17 protein-coding genes and 1 tRNA gene are annotated in these 16921 nt (G+C 45.6%); 11 read left to right on the top strand and 7 right to left on the bottom strand.

Annotation, left to right across the window (positions count from 1 at the left end; all coding sequences use genetic code 11):
- The first annotated feature begins 45 nt into the window (after positions 1-45).
- The 4 genes from WFI24_RS11705 (at position 46) to WFI24_RS11720 (ending at position 4731) form a co-directional block, all read left to right on the top strand.
- The gene (locus WFI24_RS11705; RefSeq protein WP_336760890.1) at positions 46-792 is read left to right on the top strand and encodes a DeoR/GlpR family DNA-binding transcription regulator; all 747 of its coding nucleotides are present in this window, start codon (positions 46-48) and stop codon (positions 790-792) included.
- Between the two features lie 2 nt (positions 793-794).
- Positions 795-1706, top strand: a complete 912-nt coding sequence (gene pfkB / locus WFI24_RS11710) for a 1-phosphofructokinase (protein ID WP_336760891.1) — start codon at positions 795-797, stop codon at positions 1704-1706.
- A gap of 91 nt (positions 1707-1797) precedes the next feature.
- A complete protein-coding gene (locus WFI24_RS11715) occupies positions 1798-3765 on the top strand; it encodes a PTS fructose transporter subunit IIABC (RefSeq protein WP_336760893.1) in 1968 nt (655 codons plus the stop codon).
- A 177-nt stretch (positions 3766-3942) separates the two neighbouring features.
- Complete coding sequence (locus WFI24_RS11720; protein WP_336760895.1) at positions 3943-4731, top strand: class I SAM-dependent methyltransferase; 789 nt, start codon at positions 3943-3945, stop codon at positions 4729-4731.
- 77 nt (positions 4732-4808) lie between these two features.
- Here WFI24_RS11720 and WFI24_RS11725 read toward each other — a convergent pair whose 3' ends face one another.
- The 3 genes from WFI24_RS11725 to WFI24_RS11735 all read right to left on the bottom strand — a co-directional run bounded on the left by WFI24_RS11725 (position 4809) and on the right by WFI24_RS11735 (position 8221).
- Positions 4809-5948, bottom strand: coding sequence for a zinc-dependent alcohol dehydrogenase (locus tag WFI24_RS11725; RefSeq protein WP_336760897.1), 1140 nt, complete (start codon positions 5946-5948; stop codon positions 4809-4811).
- Positions 5949-6026: 78 nt separating this feature from the next.
- Positions 6027-7190, bottom strand: a complete 1164-nt coding sequence (locus WFI24_RS11730; RefSeq protein ID WP_336760899.1) for an oxalate decarboxylase family bicupin — start codon at positions 7188-7190, stop codon at positions 6027-6029.
- Positions 7191-7342: 152 nt separating this feature from the next.
- A complete protein-coding gene (locus tag WFI24_RS11735; protein ID WP_336760901.1) occupies positions 7343-8221 on the bottom strand; it encodes an SDR family NAD(P)-dependent oxidoreductase in 879 nt (292 codons plus the stop codon).
- A gap of 169 nt (positions 8222-8390) precedes the next feature.
- Here WFI24_RS11735 and WFI24_RS11740 point away from each other — a divergent pair, with 169 nt between their 5' ends.
- Complete coding sequence (locus WFI24_RS11740; protein WP_442956215.1) at positions 8391-8828, top strand: MerR family transcriptional regulator; 438 nt, start codon at positions 8391-8393, stop codon at positions 8826-8828.
- Positions 8829-8886: 58 nt separating this feature from the next.
- Here the strand turns inward: WFI24_RS11740 and WFI24_RS11745 are convergent, their stop codons facing one another.
- Entirely contained in the window at positions 8887-9822 is a 936-nt protein-coding gene (locus tag WFI24_RS11745) for an AraC family transcriptional regulator (protein ID WP_336760903.1), read from the bottom strand.
- A 161-nt stretch (positions 9823-9983) separates the two neighbouring features.
- On the opposite strand from WFI24_RS11745, the gene WFI24_RS11750 reads away from it, so the two are divergent.
- The 5 genes from WFI24_RS11750 to WFI24_RS11770 all read left to right on the top strand — a co-directional run bounded on the left by WFI24_RS11750 (position 9984) and on the right by WFI24_RS11770 (position 14671).
- Positions 9984-10265 (top strand): Atu4866 domain-containing protein, encoded by a 282-nt coding sequence (locus WFI24_RS11750; protein ID WP_442956216.1) that lies wholly within the window; start codon positions 9984-9986, stop codon positions 10263-10265.
- Between the two features lie 23 nt (positions 10266-10288).
- Complete coding sequence (locus WFI24_RS11755) at positions 10289-11026, top strand: SDR family oxidoreductase (RefSeq protein WP_336760904.1); 738 nt, start codon at positions 10289-10291, stop codon at positions 11024-11026.
- A 59-nt stretch (positions 11027-11085) separates the two neighbouring features.
- Positions 11086-11988 carry a LysR family transcriptional regulator gene (locus WFI24_RS11760; RefSeq protein WP_336760906.1) on the top strand — a complete coding sequence of 301 codons (903 nt, stop codon included), beginning with the start codon at positions 11086-11088 and terminating at the stop codon, positions 11986-11988.
- 162 nt (positions 11989-12150) lie between these two features.
- The gene (locus WFI24_RS11765) at positions 12151-12894 is read left to right on the top strand and encodes a spermidine synthase (protein ID WP_336760908.1); all 744 of its coding nucleotides are present in this window, start codon (positions 12151-12153) and stop codon (positions 12892-12894) included.
- Positions 12895-13054: 160 nt separating this feature from the next.
- Positions 13055-14671 (top strand): sensor domain-containing diguanylate cyclase, encoded by a 1617-nt coding sequence (locus WFI24_RS11770; RefSeq protein WP_336760910.1) that lies wholly within the window; start codon positions 13055-13057, stop codon positions 14669-14671.
- Between the two features lie 46 nt (positions 14672-14717).
- On the opposite strand, the gene WFI24_RS11775 is transcribed toward WFI24_RS11770, so the two are convergent.
- Together WFI24_RS11775 and WFI24_RS11780 are read right to left on the bottom strand one after the other, a co-directional pair.
- Positions 14718-15080: a winged helix-turn-helix transcriptional regulator gene (locus tag WFI24_RS11775; protein WP_017689435.1), complete on the bottom strand. Its 363-nt coding sequence runs from the start codon at positions 15078-15080 to the stop codon at positions 14718-14720.
- 235 nt (positions 15081-15315) lie between these two features.
- Entirely contained in the window at positions 15316-16308 is a 993-nt protein-coding gene (locus WFI24_RS11780) for a Gfo/Idh/MocA family protein (RefSeq protein ID WP_336760913.1), read from the bottom strand.
- Between the two features lie 221 nt (positions 16309-16529).
- On the opposite strand from WFI24_RS11780, the gene WFI24_RS11785 reads away from it, so the two are divergent.
- A tRNA-Leu gene (locus WFI24_RS11785) sits at positions 16530-16614 on the top strand.
- 100 nt (positions 16615-16714) lie between these two features.
- Here WFI24_RS11785 and WFI24_RS11790 read toward each other — a convergent pair.
- Positions 16715-16900, bottom strand: coding sequence for a hypothetical protein (locus WFI24_RS11790; RefSeq protein WP_145319427.1), 186 nt, complete (start codon positions 16898-16900; stop codon positions 16715-16717).
- Positions 16901-16921 lie beyond the last annotated feature (21 nt).

The raw sequence follows: 16921 nt of genomic DNA on the forward strand, positions 1-16921 counted from the left end.
TTTTGAGGGATTTATGATACTATAGAAGCAGTTGGAGGAATGAAGATGCTGACTGAAGAACGATATGCTGCAATTATAGAGCGCTTACATTTACAGGGAATTGTGAAATTACAAGAGCTTGTTGATGTATTAGGTGCTTCTGAATCAACGATTAGACGTGATTTGATTGATCTGGAGAGTCGTCAGATGCTCAAACGCATCCACGGAGGGGCCGCTCTGGTGAATGAAAAAACGCTAGAACCGGGCATGGAAGAAAAAACGTTCAAAAACATTCAACAAAAAATAACGATTGCCCGTTTGGCTGCACAGGAGATTGAAAATGGCGAATGCATCTATCTGGATGCAGGTACGACAACGTTAGCCATGATTCCCTTTATTGAAGCCAAGGACGTAACGGTTGTTACCAACGGACTTTCACATGTTGAAGCATTGGTAAGCAAGCGCATTCGCAGCTACTTGCTTGGAGGTATGATGAAAATTCATACCAAAGCAGTCATTGGCAGTATTGCATTGCAGAACATGGATAATTTCCGTTTTGATAAATGTTTTCTTGGAAGCAATGGAGTGGACCCCGAAATGGGGTATACAACACCTGATCCCGAGGAAGCCTTGATTAAAAGGCGTGCACATCAATTGTCGGGAAAATCTTATGTGCTGGCTGATTCCAGCAAAATAGGGGAAATTACTTTTGCCAAATTGTTTGATTTGGAGGAGGCCGATTTGATTACCGAGCAGATGCCAGAACACTGGGGGCCTGGAATCGCCCAGAAAACTAAAATAATTGAGGGATAACGATGATATATACGATAACACTTAACCCGTCCATTGATTACATCGTGGAAGTGGATGAGCTGAAGCTTGGCGGATTGAATCGAATGAATCGGGATTTGAAGCTCCCTGGTGGCAAAGGCATTAATGTCTCTCGCATCCTGAATCAACTCGGGGCAGATAACACGGCTATTGGTTTCCTTGGTGGATTCACGGGACGTTTCATTAATGACAAGTTGCATGAAGATAACATCCGAACTGACTTTGTTACGATTGCAGATGATACCCGCATTAACATTAAGTTGAAGCATGGAGAAGAGACCGAGATTAATGGTCTTGGACCTGCAATAAGCGCAGGAGAGGCAGATCAGTTGCTACGCAAATTATCTTCATTGCAAAAAGGAGATATTGTCGTTCTGTCCGGAAGTGTACCACCTTCTCTTGGATCGGATTTCTATGATCGTCTCATTAAAGTATGCAAGCAAACGGGTGCTGAATTTGTAATTGACACGACTGGCCCTGCACTAATGGCAGCTCTTGTACATGAACCGTTACTGGTGAAGCCGAATCATCATGAGCTGGCTGAACTGTTCGGTGTAACCATTGAGACACGCGAGGAACTGGTGTTATACGGGCGTAAGTTGCTTGAAGCTGGTGCTAAACATGTGTTGATCTCCATGGCAGGCGAAGGTGCATTATTCATTACCAAAGCGGAAGTTCATCATGCGAATGTGCCAAAAGGTAGCGTGAAAAATTCGGTCGGTGCCGGAGACTCCATGATTGGCGGATTCGTAGGTACCTATGTCCTGAACGGGGACCTGCTGGAAGCTTTCCGGACAGGGGTTGCATCCGGAAGCGCGACTGCGTTCTCCGATGACCTGGCAACACGTGAACGGATTGATGAACTGCGCAATCAAGTAACCATTACGGCGATTTAGTTTAACGCTCACATAAAATTAATTTATTGTAATTGTAATGTAGTGCGGCCTGCACATCGCAGGCCGATAGAACTTAAGGGAGTGTACCAAGATGAGAATAACAGACTTGATGATCCAGGAAACGATGATCATGGACCTGCAAGCCACAACCAAAGGCGAGGCTATTGATGAATTAATTGCAAGCCTTAACCGAAGCGGACGTATTAATGATCCGGTCCTGTTCAAGGAAATGATCTATAAAAGAGAAGCTGAATCCAGCACAGGTATTGGCGGCGGAATTGCGATGCCTCACGCCAAAACTACAGCGGTGAATGAACCAACGGTTGTATTTGCCAAGAGTAGAAAAGGACTTGATTTTGAAGCGTTGGATGATCAGCCAGCTCATGTGTTCTTCATGATTGCGGCTCCAGAAGGCGCAGGTAATACCCATTTGCGTACGCTTGCAGCTCTTTCGAGGTTGTTGATTGATAGCGATTTCATCTCACAACTGATGAGCACAGATACACCTGCAGAAGTCAGTGCATTGTTTGATGCCAAACAGGCGGAAGCAGCAGAGAAGGAAGCAGCCAAAGAGAAAGCAAAAGCTGAGAGAGCAGCAAATGCCGCATCCGCTTCTACTACTGGTCAGCAACAGAATACTTCTGGTGTGATTGTAGGTAATGCAAATTCGGAAGATTTTGTTGTCGCGGTTACAGCCTGTCCAACAGGTATAGCTCATACATTTATGGCTGAAGATGCACTTAAAAAGAAAGCTCAGGAAATGGGCATCAATATTCGCGTAGAGACGAACGGTTCCGAAGGCGCACAGAATGTTCTCACTGCTGACGAGATTGCTCGCGCCAAAGGGGTTATCGTTGCCGCAGACAAAAATGTGGAGATGGCACGTTTCGATGGCAAACCGGTATTGCAAAGACCAGTGAGCGATGGAATCCGCAAATCCGAAGAGTTGATTCGCAAAGCTGTTAACGGTGATGCACCGATCTATCGCAGTCAGGGCGGAAATGCCAAGGAAGAGGGCTCAAGCACTGGTAAGATTAATGTAGGTAGCAAAATCTATAAAGATCTGATGAATGGTATTTCGCATATGCTGCCATTCGTTGTAGGTGGCGGTATCCTGCTAGCAATCTCCTTCTTGTTCGAACAGCTTGCTAGCCCTGAGAATCCGATTGTGCAACTGCTTCAAACGATCGGTGGCGGAACAGGTGCGTTCCACTTCCTGATTCCGGTACTTGCCGGATTTATCGCGATGAGTATTGGTGATCGCCCGGCCCTGATGCCTGGTATGGTCGGTGGATTGATGGCAGTTAACTCGAACGCTGGTTTCCTTGGCGGTTTGGCTGCCGGTTTCCTGGCTGGTTATGTAATCATTGGACTCCGTAAGTTGTTCAAAGGTTTGCCGAAAGCGCTAGATGGCTTAAAACCAATCCTGCTGTATCCGGTATTCGGCCTGCTGATCGTGGGTGCAATCAGTTTCTATGTGTTTGATCCAATCTTTGGTTCCCTGAACACTTGGCTTGTAGACGCACTTGGTAACCTGGGTACAGGTAATGCGGTATTGCTGGGCGTGCTGCTTGGCGGCATGATGTCCATCGATATGGGTGGACCGTTCAACAAAGCGGCTTACACGTTCGCCATTGGCGTATTTACATCCAGTGGTAACACAGATGGTGCATGGATGGCTGCGGTTATGGCAGGCGGTATGGTACCTCCTCTGGCCATTGCACTTGCAACCACGTTCTTCAAATCCAAATTCACGGAGCAAGAACGCAAGTCTGGCCTGACTAACTATGTACTTGGATTCTCTTTCATCACAGAAGGTGCAATTCCATTTGCTGCGGCTGATCCATTACGTGTATTGACTTCATGTATTCTGGGTTCCGCTGTTGCCGGCGGACTGACACAACTGTGGAGCATTAATGTACCTGCTCCGCATGGCGGGATCTTCGTTGCAGCACTGGCGAACCACGCACTGTTATTCCTGCTCGCTGTTGCGATTGGTGCTGTGATCTCCGGTCTGATCCTGGGACTGTGGAAGAAGTCGCCAACGCTCGTGAAGTAACCATAAGGGTTAGTACTAGAGGTAACATGTCATCGGTTATGATGATTAAAATATAAGAAGCATCCCCTAAGTGGAATTCACTTGGGGGATGCTTTTATATTTATCTGTGGTAAAATGAATATAATTATGTTATGAAACTAGGTTTCGTCTAATGAAACAATTGTAGGAGGAATTGGAATGTCTGATGTAATCAAGAGTCAGGTCCAGAAGCAGTTTGCAAAAAATGCGGAGAAATACGTGACGAGTGCTGGACACGCCAAAGGTGAGGATCTCGCGCTGCTCGTGGCTTCATCTCAAGCCACTCCGGATATGAGGGTGCTGGATATCGCCACTGGGGGAGGGCATGTAGCCAATGCAATGGCTCCACTCGTGCAGCAGGTAACAGCTTTGGATCTGACGGAGGAAATGCTCCAGGTAGCTGAACAGTTTATTCGGGGAAATGGGCATCGTAATGTAGATTTTGTAGCCGGGGATGCAGAGAAGTTGCCTTTCGACGACGATTTCTTTGACCTTGTCACCTGCCGAATCGCTGCACACCATTTTCCAGACGTTTCTTCCTTTGTCTCTGAGGCACTACGCGTCTTGAAGCCTGGTGGAAGGTTGTTATTGATTGACAACGTGGCTCCTGAACGCGATGAGAATGACCAGTTTTACAATGAAGTGGAGAAGTACAGAGATGCAAGCCATGTTCGGGCATGGCGTAAGACGGAATGGATTCACATGCTGGAGTATGCCGGATTCCGAATGGAAACAATGGTTTCCTTCCAGAAGCGCTTTAAGTTTGAAGAATGGTGTAACCGTGCAGCACTGCCGAGTGAAGAGAGAAGGGAACTTGAAGCGAGTATGTTGAGTGCACCATCCATCATCAGAACATTTTTTAACTTTGAAGAGACGGGGCAAGGTAACCTCATCAGCTTCCAAGGAGAAAGTGTGTATATTCAAGCCATCAAGCCGACTTTTGGATAAAAATAAAACAGGCAGACGTACCTTGAACAGGTAGTTCTGCTTGTTTTATTTTGCATATTTAAAACAAAAATGTCGGCTCAGGGTTTGAGTATAACTTTGGTGCATTCGTCTTCATGATCGTTGAAAATGCGGTACGCATCGCTTGCATTCTCCAGCGAAATTCGATGGGAGATGATCTCGGTTGGATCAAATTCACCAGCAGTGATCTTGCGGAACAACTCAGGCATGTAATGTATAACAGGAGCTTGTCCCATTTTGAGATTAATATTACGTTCAAACAGATTGCCTAACGGAAACATATTGTAGGATGAACCATACACACCCGTCAATTGAAGGGTACCGAATTTGCGGATAGCTTTCATGCCGATTTCGATCGCGCTTAGGGTGCCGCCATGAAGTTTTAGTTTCTGCCCGATTTCTTCCAGCATGTTCTTTTTGCCATCCATACCCACACAGTCGATAACAACGTCGGTCCCACCTTGTGTAATCTCACGAATATGCTCGCCCATATCGTCGTAGTCTTCAAAATTAAAGATCTCTGTATCATTTAAGCGTTTGGCTTTCTCCAGTCGATAGGGTAGTCGATCCACAGCAATAACGCGTTTGGCACCTTTCATCCAGGCGAACTTCTGGGTCATCAGCCCAATGGGTCCACTACCGAGTACGGTAACTGTATCTCCCGGTTTAACTCCTGCATTCTCGACACTCCAGTAAGCGGTTGGGAGAACATCGGACAGGAACAATAAAGCTTCATCCTCCAATTCGCAGGATTCCGGAATCACAAATGGTGTGAAGTTCCCGTAGGGGACACGCAACAATTCTGCTTGACCTCCGGGGTGGTTTCCGTAGCGTTCGGTGAATCCAAAATAACCACCTGTATGAATATCCGGGTTGCCGTTGGAATTATCGCACTGGCTCTCCATGTCATGATGACAATAGAAGCATTCACCACAAGCGATGTTAAAAGGCAAGACCACGCGATCCCCCTTCTTCACACGTGTCACTTCCGGACCAACTTCTTCTACAATACCCATCGGTTCATGACCGATAACGTAATCTTTGGCAGCAGGCAAGGCTCCCTGATAAATGTGCAAATCGGATCCACATATGGCTGTGGAAGTAATACGAACGATAATGTCATCCTTCTGTTGCAGTTTGGGGTCTTCAACCTCTTTGACTTGAATATCCTTGATTCCCTGAAACGTAACGGCTCTCATCTTCATATTCCTCCTTGTATAGTGGGATTCTCTGACAATTACCCAGTTTCGGCACTAATGATAGAGGTACATACTAAATTAAACGACAGGCCATTTTATTTTTCGCAGCGCATCGAGCAACTCAGGGGGTGCATTCAGATTGTCACGGACCAGATCCCGAGGCGTTAAAGCCATCCACTGATTCAATGACACATCCTCAAAGCGATCACTCCGGAATATCTCCAAAAACCATAATGTGTCTGTACCGGTATTCTGTATATAGTGTTCCAATGCCACGGGTACATATCCCACATCTCCAGCCCGATAATCAAATGTGCGAGCAATGCCATTGCCTCCAAAGACAGTCATTTTCCCTTGTCCTGTCAAATAGTATTGCCATTCATCTGCATTGGGATGCCAGTGCAGTTCGCGCATGGCGCCAGGTCTGATCTCAACAAGTGCGGCTGCAACAGTAGTCGAGATGGGGAAGTTGGTGGAGTCTACAATCCGAACGCTTCCGCCGGGTGTAATTAGCGGTTCCTGAGCCAGCAATCGGTGTTTGAATGTGAGAGGAACGGTACCGTATGGCGACTGAACTTCCTGGCTTTCGATGGAACCCGGAACGGTATCTTGGAAAATGTAGACCTGTTCCTTCGGCATCGACTGAAATGCAGATTCGGGCACACCGAAATTGACAGACAATACTTCTGGTGGTGTATGGGCAAACCAGTCGGAAATGGATAACGTATTCAGATCGGAGAAGGAGCCATCATCAAACACGAGCAGAAATTCATAACCATCCTCCAGTCCCTGAATGGAATGAGGCAGACCTTTTGGAAAAAACCAGAGATCGCCAGGCCCGACATCCGCAATAAAATTACGTCCGTTCTGATCTACCGAGGTGATTCTTGCGGTTCCCCAGATCATATAGGCCCATTCGGATTGTTGATGCCAGTGCAGTTCCCTTACACCTCCGGGCGTCAGACTCATGTTCACACCAGCCAATGTAGTGGCAACAGGAAGATCACGTACGGTGATTTCACGAGACCACCCGCCATGGTTCAATTGCATATGTGTATCGGAAAAAGACATTCTTAGATTAGGCAATAAGCCGTTATCGGTTGCTGGAGGTACCAGCATGTCGGGATTCTGTATATCTCTCATGACGTCTCTGGGTCCCAGATCAGGTCCTCCAGCGCCATCACTGCGAATAGGTTGCGGGATAATAAATGGTTTTTCGTTTGGTTGCTGTCCTTTGGTCATTGAGTGATCCCTCCAGATTTGGTAACATGCCACACACACACACCGTTGTATCGTTATGCTTACACCTATGAATCAGGGCTTGGATAATATGAAGGACAAACGACAAAAAAGACGCGACCGAATGTGGGCACGTCTCCATGTGTATATCATGATTAGACTTGGGTGGATGCAGGATTTTCAGATTGATTTATAAGAAAACGCTGCTCGTAGATTTCATTTACTCGATGTAGAACGGCAGGACCTTGCTCTGTGAAACGAAGGGCTGTCGCTTTATTTTTAACCAGAAACGTACCGGATTCATGTCTAGTTGGTGAGAAGGCCCCATTGTAGAGCAGCGAAGCGCCATGGCTCGGATGGGGAAAGAACCATTTCATAATGGGTTTGATATAGAAGGGTAAGCCGGATGTTTTGTTACCCCTTAGCGTATTATTTCCACCGGGATCTACGCTAAGTAGTTGTATGCCATCCGCTTTGGCAGACTTAGCAACCTCGCGTGTCCATAGGGATAGGCCAAGCTTCGATATGGCATAGGGACCAAACAGCTTTTTGAATTCAGTCGGACGTTCCAGAGTGTTCAGATCGAATTGTTTGACCATATTGAAAGCAGTGGTAGAGGTATTAACGACGGTTTTCATCTGTCCTTTGAGTAATAGGTCAACTAAATCCATGTAAATGATGTAAGGAACCACGGTCTGAAGTTCAAAGTGCATTTCATGTCCCTGATCAGAAAATCGAAGTTCAGCAGCACTACCTCCTGCATTGTTAAATAAGACATCGATCGAATCGGTATCGGATTTAATCTGATCCAGTGCCGTTCTCAGACTGTCGTAGTTGGTCAGGTTAGCCTGAACTAACCGGAGCTGGCCTGATCGTAATGCGTTCTGAATATCGGTATCGTCAGTCGGGAAAGTGGAACGATTGAGACCGATGACCTGCCATTGTTCGGCCAGTAACTTGCGAGTCAGTTCTAGCCCGATTCCTGACGTTGAGCCTGTGATAAGTGCGGTGCGAAGTTGATTTTGTATATTCATATATACCTCCAGAAGAAATGAGATTACAGAACGAATCTGTATGCTGCGCTCATTCTATAACTTGGAGTCGACTCCAAGTCAAGGGGGGAAATGGGAGAGCCGATCATGCTTGACTTGGAGCTGACTCCAAGTTGTAATATGGAGAGAAATGAAAGTGGAGGAGGCCCGTATGATGAGCGAAAATGAATTGTTCTCCATTAAAGAAACGTCAGAACAGGCTGGATTATCGGAAGATACAATTCGTTATTATGAGAAAATTGGACTTCTTCCCCGAGCTGAACGCAAGGTCAATCGGCATAGGGTATACCGCCCGGAGGATATTCACACGATGAAATTGATCACTTGCCTGAAAAAAACAGGGATGTCTCTGGAGGAAATGAAGCCATATCTACAGATGTCCGTGGATTCGGATCTGGCAGATTTCCCAGAGGAACGGGAGATGCTGGTGAATCATCGGAAGAAAGTTGAAACGCAGATTGCTTCGTTACAACAGGTGGTGGATTTTATCGACGAGAAGTTGCATAAACGAAGTATGTTTCCCGATGAATGTCCTATTATCGGCGAGAATCAGATGTCTGTATTTGAAAAAAAGAATATATTCTCCTGATGCCATGCTCTCCATTGGAATTCGAAAACCCACGTCATAATGACGAGGGTTTTTATTTTTAGTATTCCATTTCGAGTGTGTGGCGAAGGCGTTTGATATCGCTTTTTGGGGGAAGCCCATACATCCGGGCATATTCCCGGCTGAATTGGGAAGGGCTCTCATAGCCAACCTGGAACGCGGCATCGGCGGCATCGGTTGAACCTGAAAGCAACATTCGCCGGGCTTCTTGCAGCCGGATCTGTTTCTGGAATTGCAGTGGACTCATGGCGGTGATGGCTTTGAAATGATGATGCAAAGAGGAGGAACTCATGTTGACCATTGCGGCAAGCTGTTCAATTCGAAGTGGTTTAGCGTATTCGGATTGAATGACTTCAATGACTTCAGCGATGTGCTGTGCATGACTATTTTGGACAGCAAACTGCATAACAGAATGTCCATGTTCATCCTGAATAATGCGATATAGAATCTCGCGGATGAAGAGTGGAGCAAGGACAGGAATGTCCTTGGGTGTGTCCAGCAAGCCAACCAATCGGAATACGACTTCAAGTAGTGGGAGCTTGGTTGAGCTAACAAACAATCCACGGCTTGTTGAGTTGTCAGGTTTGGGCGGTGCACAAGGGGTTTCACGAATCAGATCGAAGATCTGCCCTGGATCAAAATCCAGTCGCATGCATAGATAGGGATTTTCATTGGTTGCTTGCACAACCTGTCCTGAAATAGGCAAGTTTACCGAAGCTACTAAATATTGAGATTGGTCGTAGGTATAGCTCTCACGTCCCAGTATAACTAATTTGGACCCTTGGGCCACAATGCAGAGGGCAGGTTGATGAACAGAAAATATGGGTTGTGAGATCTCTGAGGTACGGATTAAGGCAAGCGAAGGAATTGCCGTCGCATGGATTCCATCAATAGGGGTGAAACGTTGAATTAGAGAAGCCAACTTTTGTTGTTGCTCTTTAATTTCGTGATCCATTTTCGTTGTTTTTAAAAGCATGAAGTGCAGCCCTCCTGTAAAAGCTATTGTTATTATTTTAGAATTTCCTGGAGTTATAGGCAAGAATGCTGTTGGATTTTTCTATCGGGCAGTCACTAATCCCCTTCATAATGTAGATGAGCAAAGAGAAACTTTTGAATAATGGAAAGGAGGCTGGAGCAATGGGACTTGAGCACATGGGAAGCAAAGACGAACAAAAACAACCATATGTAGGAATGTGGGTCACGAAGGATGGGTACATCCGGCACGAACTTCTTCCTAATGGTCGATATGACGAATCGAGGGGCAATCGACAAAGTGCATATAAGGGATGCTACGTAATACAGGGAGAACATATTGAATATGTGGATGATATGGGTTTTACAGCAGACGGAGACTTTAGAGAAGATATTTTGTACCATGCTGGCATGGTTTTGTATCGAGAGAATGCCAATAACCAATAACCAATGAGAAGGAGTGGATTAATATGTCCAATGTAAAAGGGAAAGTCGTTGTTATAACTGGTGCAAGTAGCGGAATTGGGGAAGCAGTTGCTCGTTTGCTTTCACAGCATGGTGCACATGTGATTATTGGAGCTAGACGTGTGGAGCGCTTGGAGGAATTGGCCTCATCGATTCGTTCGGAGGGCGGTTCGGTTGAATATCAACCACTTGATGTGACTCGATTGGAAGAGATGCAGGCAATTGTGGATAGGGCCCGGAATCACTACGGACATGTTGACGTTATTATTAATAATGCTGGTGTTATGCCTCTATCCCCTCTCGGAGCACTAAAGATTGACGAATGGAATCGCATGATTGATGTCAATATTCGTGGTGTGCTTCACGGTATTGCAGCTGGCCTTCCCATCATGAAACAGCAGGGTTTCGGCCAATTTATCAATATCGCCTCTATCGGTGCCTATGTTGTATCACCAACAGCCGCGGTGTACTGTGCAACGAAATATGCTGTCCGTGCAATTTCGGAGGGTCTTCGTCAGGAAGTGGGTGGAGATATTCGGGTAACACTCGTTTCTCCTGGTGTGACCGAATCGGAACTAGCGGACACGATCTCCGATGAAGAAGCGAGGGATTTGATGAAAGAGTATCGCAACATCTCCATTCCTGCCTCGGCAATTGCGCAAAGTATCCTATACGCCATCAACCAGCCTGCAGAGGTCGACGTGAATGAGATTGTAGTGAGACCTACAGCGAGTATAGCTTAAGTTCAGAGTCTCTTTTGGTATATAATAGGTACAATGATATCGAAAAGAGGAATTCAACCTTGACCTTACAGCAATTAAAATATGTGATTGAAGTTGCCACACGTGGCTCGATGAATGAAGCGGCCAAACGGCTGTTTATCTCGCAACCCAGCCTTTCGAATGCCATTCGGGATCTGGAGCAGGAGCTGCGCATTACCATTTTTGAACGTACCAATAAGGGCATATCGCTGTCCAAAGAAGGCGTGGAGTTCCTGAGTTATGCACGGCAGGTGGTGGAGCAGGCCGAACTGCTGGAGAATCGTTATCTGAACGCCAAGCCATCCCCGCAGCATTTCTCCGTATCGACGCAGCATTATGCGTTTGCGGTGAATGCCTTTGTTCGTCTGGTACAGCAGTATGGTCAGGATGAATATGAGTTGGCGCTTCGAGAGACAAAGACCTATGAGATAATTCAGGATGTGAAAAGCCTGCGAAGTGAAATTGGCATCCTGTATTTGAATGAATTCAATGCCAAAGTAATTAACAAATTGTTAAAAGATGCGGGTCTGGTCTTTACAAGCCTGTTTACGGCCAAGCCCCATATATTTATCAGTGTGAACAACCCGCTGGCGAAGCAGGAGTCGGTTGCAATCGAGCAACTGCAAGATTATCCGTACCTGTCTTTTGACCAGGGAGAGTACAATTCCTTTCATTTTTCTGAAGAGATCCTGAGTACGTTATCTCACCCCAAAAGCATACAGGTCAATGACCGCGCAACATTGTTTAATCTGTTGATTGGTCTGAATGGTTATACCATCTCTACGGGAGTGCTTAGCGCCGATCTGAATGGAAACGAGATTATTCCTGTTCCGCTGGAATGTGAGGAAACCATTAATGTAGGCTGGATAAGTCACAAGAGTACTTCTCTCTCCAATCTGGGCGTGGAATATGTCCAGGCTCTGCATGAGGCGATAGGCTCTTAATAATGTTGAAAGCTTCATAAAAAGGCTGTTTCCGTATGATCGGAAACAGTCTTTTTTTGTTCTACTACAATCATTCAAGTATAGGGTGGAATGTTGTCATCCCGTGTAATAGAATGAAGATATATGTCGAATAAGTATAAGAGTACGAAGGGAGAACGGTTCGTGAGAGTTCTGTATCGAAATAAAAGTGAACAGCATGAGCTGACGGTATATGATACAAAAAGGCTTTATGGAGAAAAGGGACGGTTTCGTGTATTGGAATTCTCCAACGCAGCTGTGCAGGGAGCCATGGATCTGGATGAGCCTGCACGGATGGTGCTGGAGTATCCCCGAGCGATCGTGCATCTAATGGAACGAAATGACCCTGCATTTGATAAAGTGTTTGTGGTAGGACATGGTATTGGCACGTTGCCAACCTACTTGTCCGATCGCGAGGTAAAGGTGGCTGAGCTGGACGCAGAGGTCGCTGAGTTGAGCCGAACCTTTTTTGGATATCAAGGAAATTCTGTGCTCATTGGGGATGGTCGTGAATTATTAGGGCATGAACCCGCTGAGACATATGATTATATTATTATTGATGCTTTTACGGCAACGGGTACACCTAAGCAGTTTATATCCAGTGATTTTTTTGCCATGGTCAAGGACAAGCTGGACTCGGATGGAGCTGTGATCCTTAATGTGTTCGGACGTGCGGGCAATGATCGGCTTGTCAATGCGATCTATACCACACTTCAGGGACGGTTTGCCTATACACGTGCATTCGCATTACCTGCAGAAACTGCAGATGAGGTCCAAAATCGTATTTTGATGGGCAGTCATCATCCGATTGATTTTCAGCTTCGTCACATGGCGGGGTTTGTTGAACAGGAGCCAGAAGAAGGATATATCATTGTCGATTCAGGTTGATCCTGAACATTAATTCTGCCAGGAAAAGTAAAATGTCATTAAATCGTCAATCTTACGATGTAATTGTTAAGACTTCACAAACTCTTCATTCGATCTTAACAACTTTCGTATAAGATAGAAGGAATATGCTTTTTCATGAAAATCCGGGGGAAGTAATAAAATGATTGCACCAAACAGGATATCCAGATTACGAAAAAAACTAAAAAATATCAAGAAGATTAGCCTTACGGCCTTGCTTGGCGGGTTGGTCACCATTTCAGTGTTAATGACATTGACCATCATGGTTATCTCATCTTATACATCTCAGAAACAATCACTCATTGATAACACCCTGTCGCTAAATTATGCAAGCGCTGTGCAAATGAGCCAAACGCTGGATTCACTTTTTTATTCCATGCAGGAGAGTTTGAAATATGCAACCAAATATTTCCCGGATATGGATCAATCCAATACAAAAGAATTGAATTCCAGATTGGATTTGGTTCGCAATAGCAGTAATTTTTTCAATTCCGTTTCTTTGGTAGATAAAGCGGGAGTAGTCAGGTCTACCTCACCTTACTCACAGGCTAGCGTAGGTCACCATGTTAGTTCCAATGCAGCAAAAGAAGCGGTTAAATTGAGGGCTTCGTATATCTCCGAAGCGTACCAGACACCCAGAACCAAACGCAGAATTGTATTTGTAAGTGAACCGATCTTTGATTCGGCAGGGGAGTACCAAGGAACAATCGGTGGAAATATCTTTTTACAGGAAAATAATATATTGAGTCTGTCTTTTGGCAGTCAGCTCAAGACAAGTAATGGTTCCTACTTTTTTATTGTGGATAAGAAGGGCACTTTGTTATTTCACCCAAACACCAACCGAATTGGTGAAAATGTCAGTAAAAATGAAGTGGTGCAAAAGCTGTTAGCAAACGAGCACGGTAAAGAACAATACAAAAACCTGGCAGGTGTGGATTCGCTTGCAGGTTATTACAAAGTGCCATCAACAGACTGGGGCGTCGTAATCGTGTCTCCAACGCAAACGGTGTACGATCAGTTGAATCATCATATCCGTATGTTGTTACTGTACACTTCAGTGCCTTTCCTGATCCTGACCCTTATTGTGGTTCGGGTTGCACGCAAGCTGGCCAGTCCTTTTGCTATGCTGGCTGATTTGGTGAATCAGGTCGATAAGGGACAAGTGGATCTACCGGTGATGAAGCCTCACTGGAATAGAGAGGCAGACCTACTCACACGAACGGTTGTCGGTGCATTGGCGAACTTTAGGAAACAGACGAACCAGCTTGTCTATGATGCCAGAACAGATGTTTTAACAGGCATGAACAATCGCAGAACCTTCGAAGAAGTCATCCAGGAATGGATTCAGGATGAGGTGCCGTTCTCCATTATTGTTCTGGATATTGACCGCTTCAAATCCATTAATGATACATTCGGGCATCATGCTGGGGATGAAGTATTGAAACACATTGCCAATATCATTCAATTGTCTGTTCGACCAGAAGATGTCTGCGCCCGGTTTGGTGGAGAGGAATTTGTAGTCTTGTTAAGAAATTCCGAGTCTAACGAGGCTTTTGAGATTGCTGAACGTATCCGAATAACGGTCGAAGAAAGCATATTGCCTATAGATCGTTCCGTCACCATCTCGGCTGGAATTGCTGAATATCCGAAGCACTCCACAACATCCACAGAACTGTTTCACTTGGCGGATAATGCATTGTATCAAGCGAAGGAAGAGGGGCGTAACCGTACGGTTACGATCCAGACGGTTATCAAATAAGTAAAGAAGCTGACCCCTAAGAACAAGGGACAGCTTCTTTTGTGTTTTATACCTCTTGTGAGGATCTGGCCAGAACCTCATTTGTATACGTTTCTCCCCAATCTCGCATGCTGAAGATAATTGGCCGTAACGTTTCACCAAATGGTGTGAGGGAATACTCCACTTTAGGTGGGATCTGGGGGTATATTTCACGATGAACAATTCCGCTGCCTTCCAACTCTCGAAGTTGCAGGGTGAGCATACGCTGGGTGATGTCAGGAAACAATTTTCGGATCTCGTTAAATCTCAAAGGACCGGAGAATAAATGATACAAAATGGCACCTTTCCATTTGCCTCCGATCACACTGAGGGTAACTTCCACGGAACAGCCGTATGGCGCGGGACATAGCTTGGTTGCGTCCTTTTTCATTATAAGACACCTCCACTTTCCGGTGATTTTCTCTATAGTATCTATTTGGGTGGTTATATTACATAAAGTACGTATAGTTCATGGAAGAGCATATCACTTATTATGCAGATTATAAACCATTATAAACCCTAATTCTAGGCGAAGGCAGATGTGTTGATGTATATAAGATAAAAAAAGAGCCCCGGTTTCAGGCTCTTCTCTGGATGTATAAAATGTGATCGTAAGCGTATATACGCTACTTCAGTGACGATAGAATGGAGTCACATAGAGCCATTGTTCCAATATTATCCTTGGCGCTGGAATGTGGGACGGTCTGATTCTGGCAACACTCGATAAAGTGCGCCATTTCACCAACAAACCCGCGTAGATAAAGGTCCCGATAAGCTCCTGACATGGGAGATCCGGAAGGCGTATATACAGTATCTTGCTCCTCGAGAGATTTCCAGGGAAGGCTGGTCGAGCTTCGGGATTGATGAACAGTAAGTGTGTTGATCTCTTCAGCTGACGCAAATCCGTTGTCAAAGGTGACGAGTACACTTTCACTCTCTCGTGACCATGCACTCATGCCGGTGAAATAGGCACTACCCACGACGTTATTCTCAAATACAAGGGAGATGCTCTGGTTGATATGTTCCCCATCTTTCACAGTTGTGCCTGTAACCCGTACGGCTTCTCCGAACAGGAAACGCATCAGATCAACCATATGAATGGCAGCGAGCTTCATGAATTGTTCCTCATCCTTGCAAAATGGTGTACTGTCTACCGCGAACTTCATCTGGAACGAACGCACCTTACCTAGCGAACCGCCATCAATGAGTTCCTTGAGTTTCACATATATGGGAGCATAACGTTTCATGAAACCGACCATGACGACGACCCCAGCCTGTTCGGCAGCTTCTGCTACAGTGGCGGCTTCGGCTGCGTTCCATCCAAGTGGTTTATCCACGTATACATTCTTGCCAGCCCGAATACATTCAAGGACAAGAGTGGTCTGATCTACAGGCTGGGCGACGACAACGACTCCGTCACAGGTTTCCCGCTGTAACATAAGCTGAGCGTTGTCATACGCGTTTCCTTTGCTGCCAAATCGCAGCAGAGCTGCTTCAGAGCGTTCGATATTGCGAGTGGCAATGGCCTGGATCTGCCCTCCAGCCTCAACAACAGAAGGATATATATTCGTGGATGCATGAAACCCGGCACCGATAAAACAAAGATTGCTTGTTTTCAAAGTGAATCTCTCCTTCATTTTTCAGTTGCATGGTTGGTATATTTGCTTAATGTTACGATAGGATGTTTGAATTTGATATAAAAGGACATATGTCCTTTTCCTGAATGAAATAAAAAAGAAGTTGCATTTTAATTTTGAACCATGTATACTCTGAATTACGGTAAAACAAGGAATTGCTTCACCGGACGCTTTTCATCGATGGATGAGGAGATACATATTATGCGGTCGTGGCGGAATTGGCAGACGCGCACGGTTCAGGTCCGTGTGGGCTAACCCCCCGTGGAGGTTCGAGTCCTCTCGACCGCATCAAACAAAAGAAAGGTTCATGAGTTGCTCCAGAGCAATTCATGAACCTTTCTTTATTTTTTGTAGAATTAGTGTGAATATGCCATTTTGGGCCGACATTCTAATGCTGCCGCTGCCGCAAAATGATTGCCATGATGATTCCCGCAATGGCTCCTGCGATACCGAACAGCGTAACACTGGCAATAACTTCAACGGACTGGAGACGAAACAAAAAAGCGATACCGCTACCAAAGGTGGTTCCGGCGAGAAATCCGAGCGAAACCCCTAATTCTTTCGTTAATTTCATCGATTCACCTACTTGGAAATA

It is taken from the genome of Paenibacillus sp. USHLN196 (assembly GCF_037144955.1).
In the GTDB taxonomy this organism is placed as follows: domain Bacteria; phylum Bacillota; class Bacilli; order Paenibacillales; family Paenibacillaceae; genus Paenibacillus; species Paenibacillus xylanexedens_C.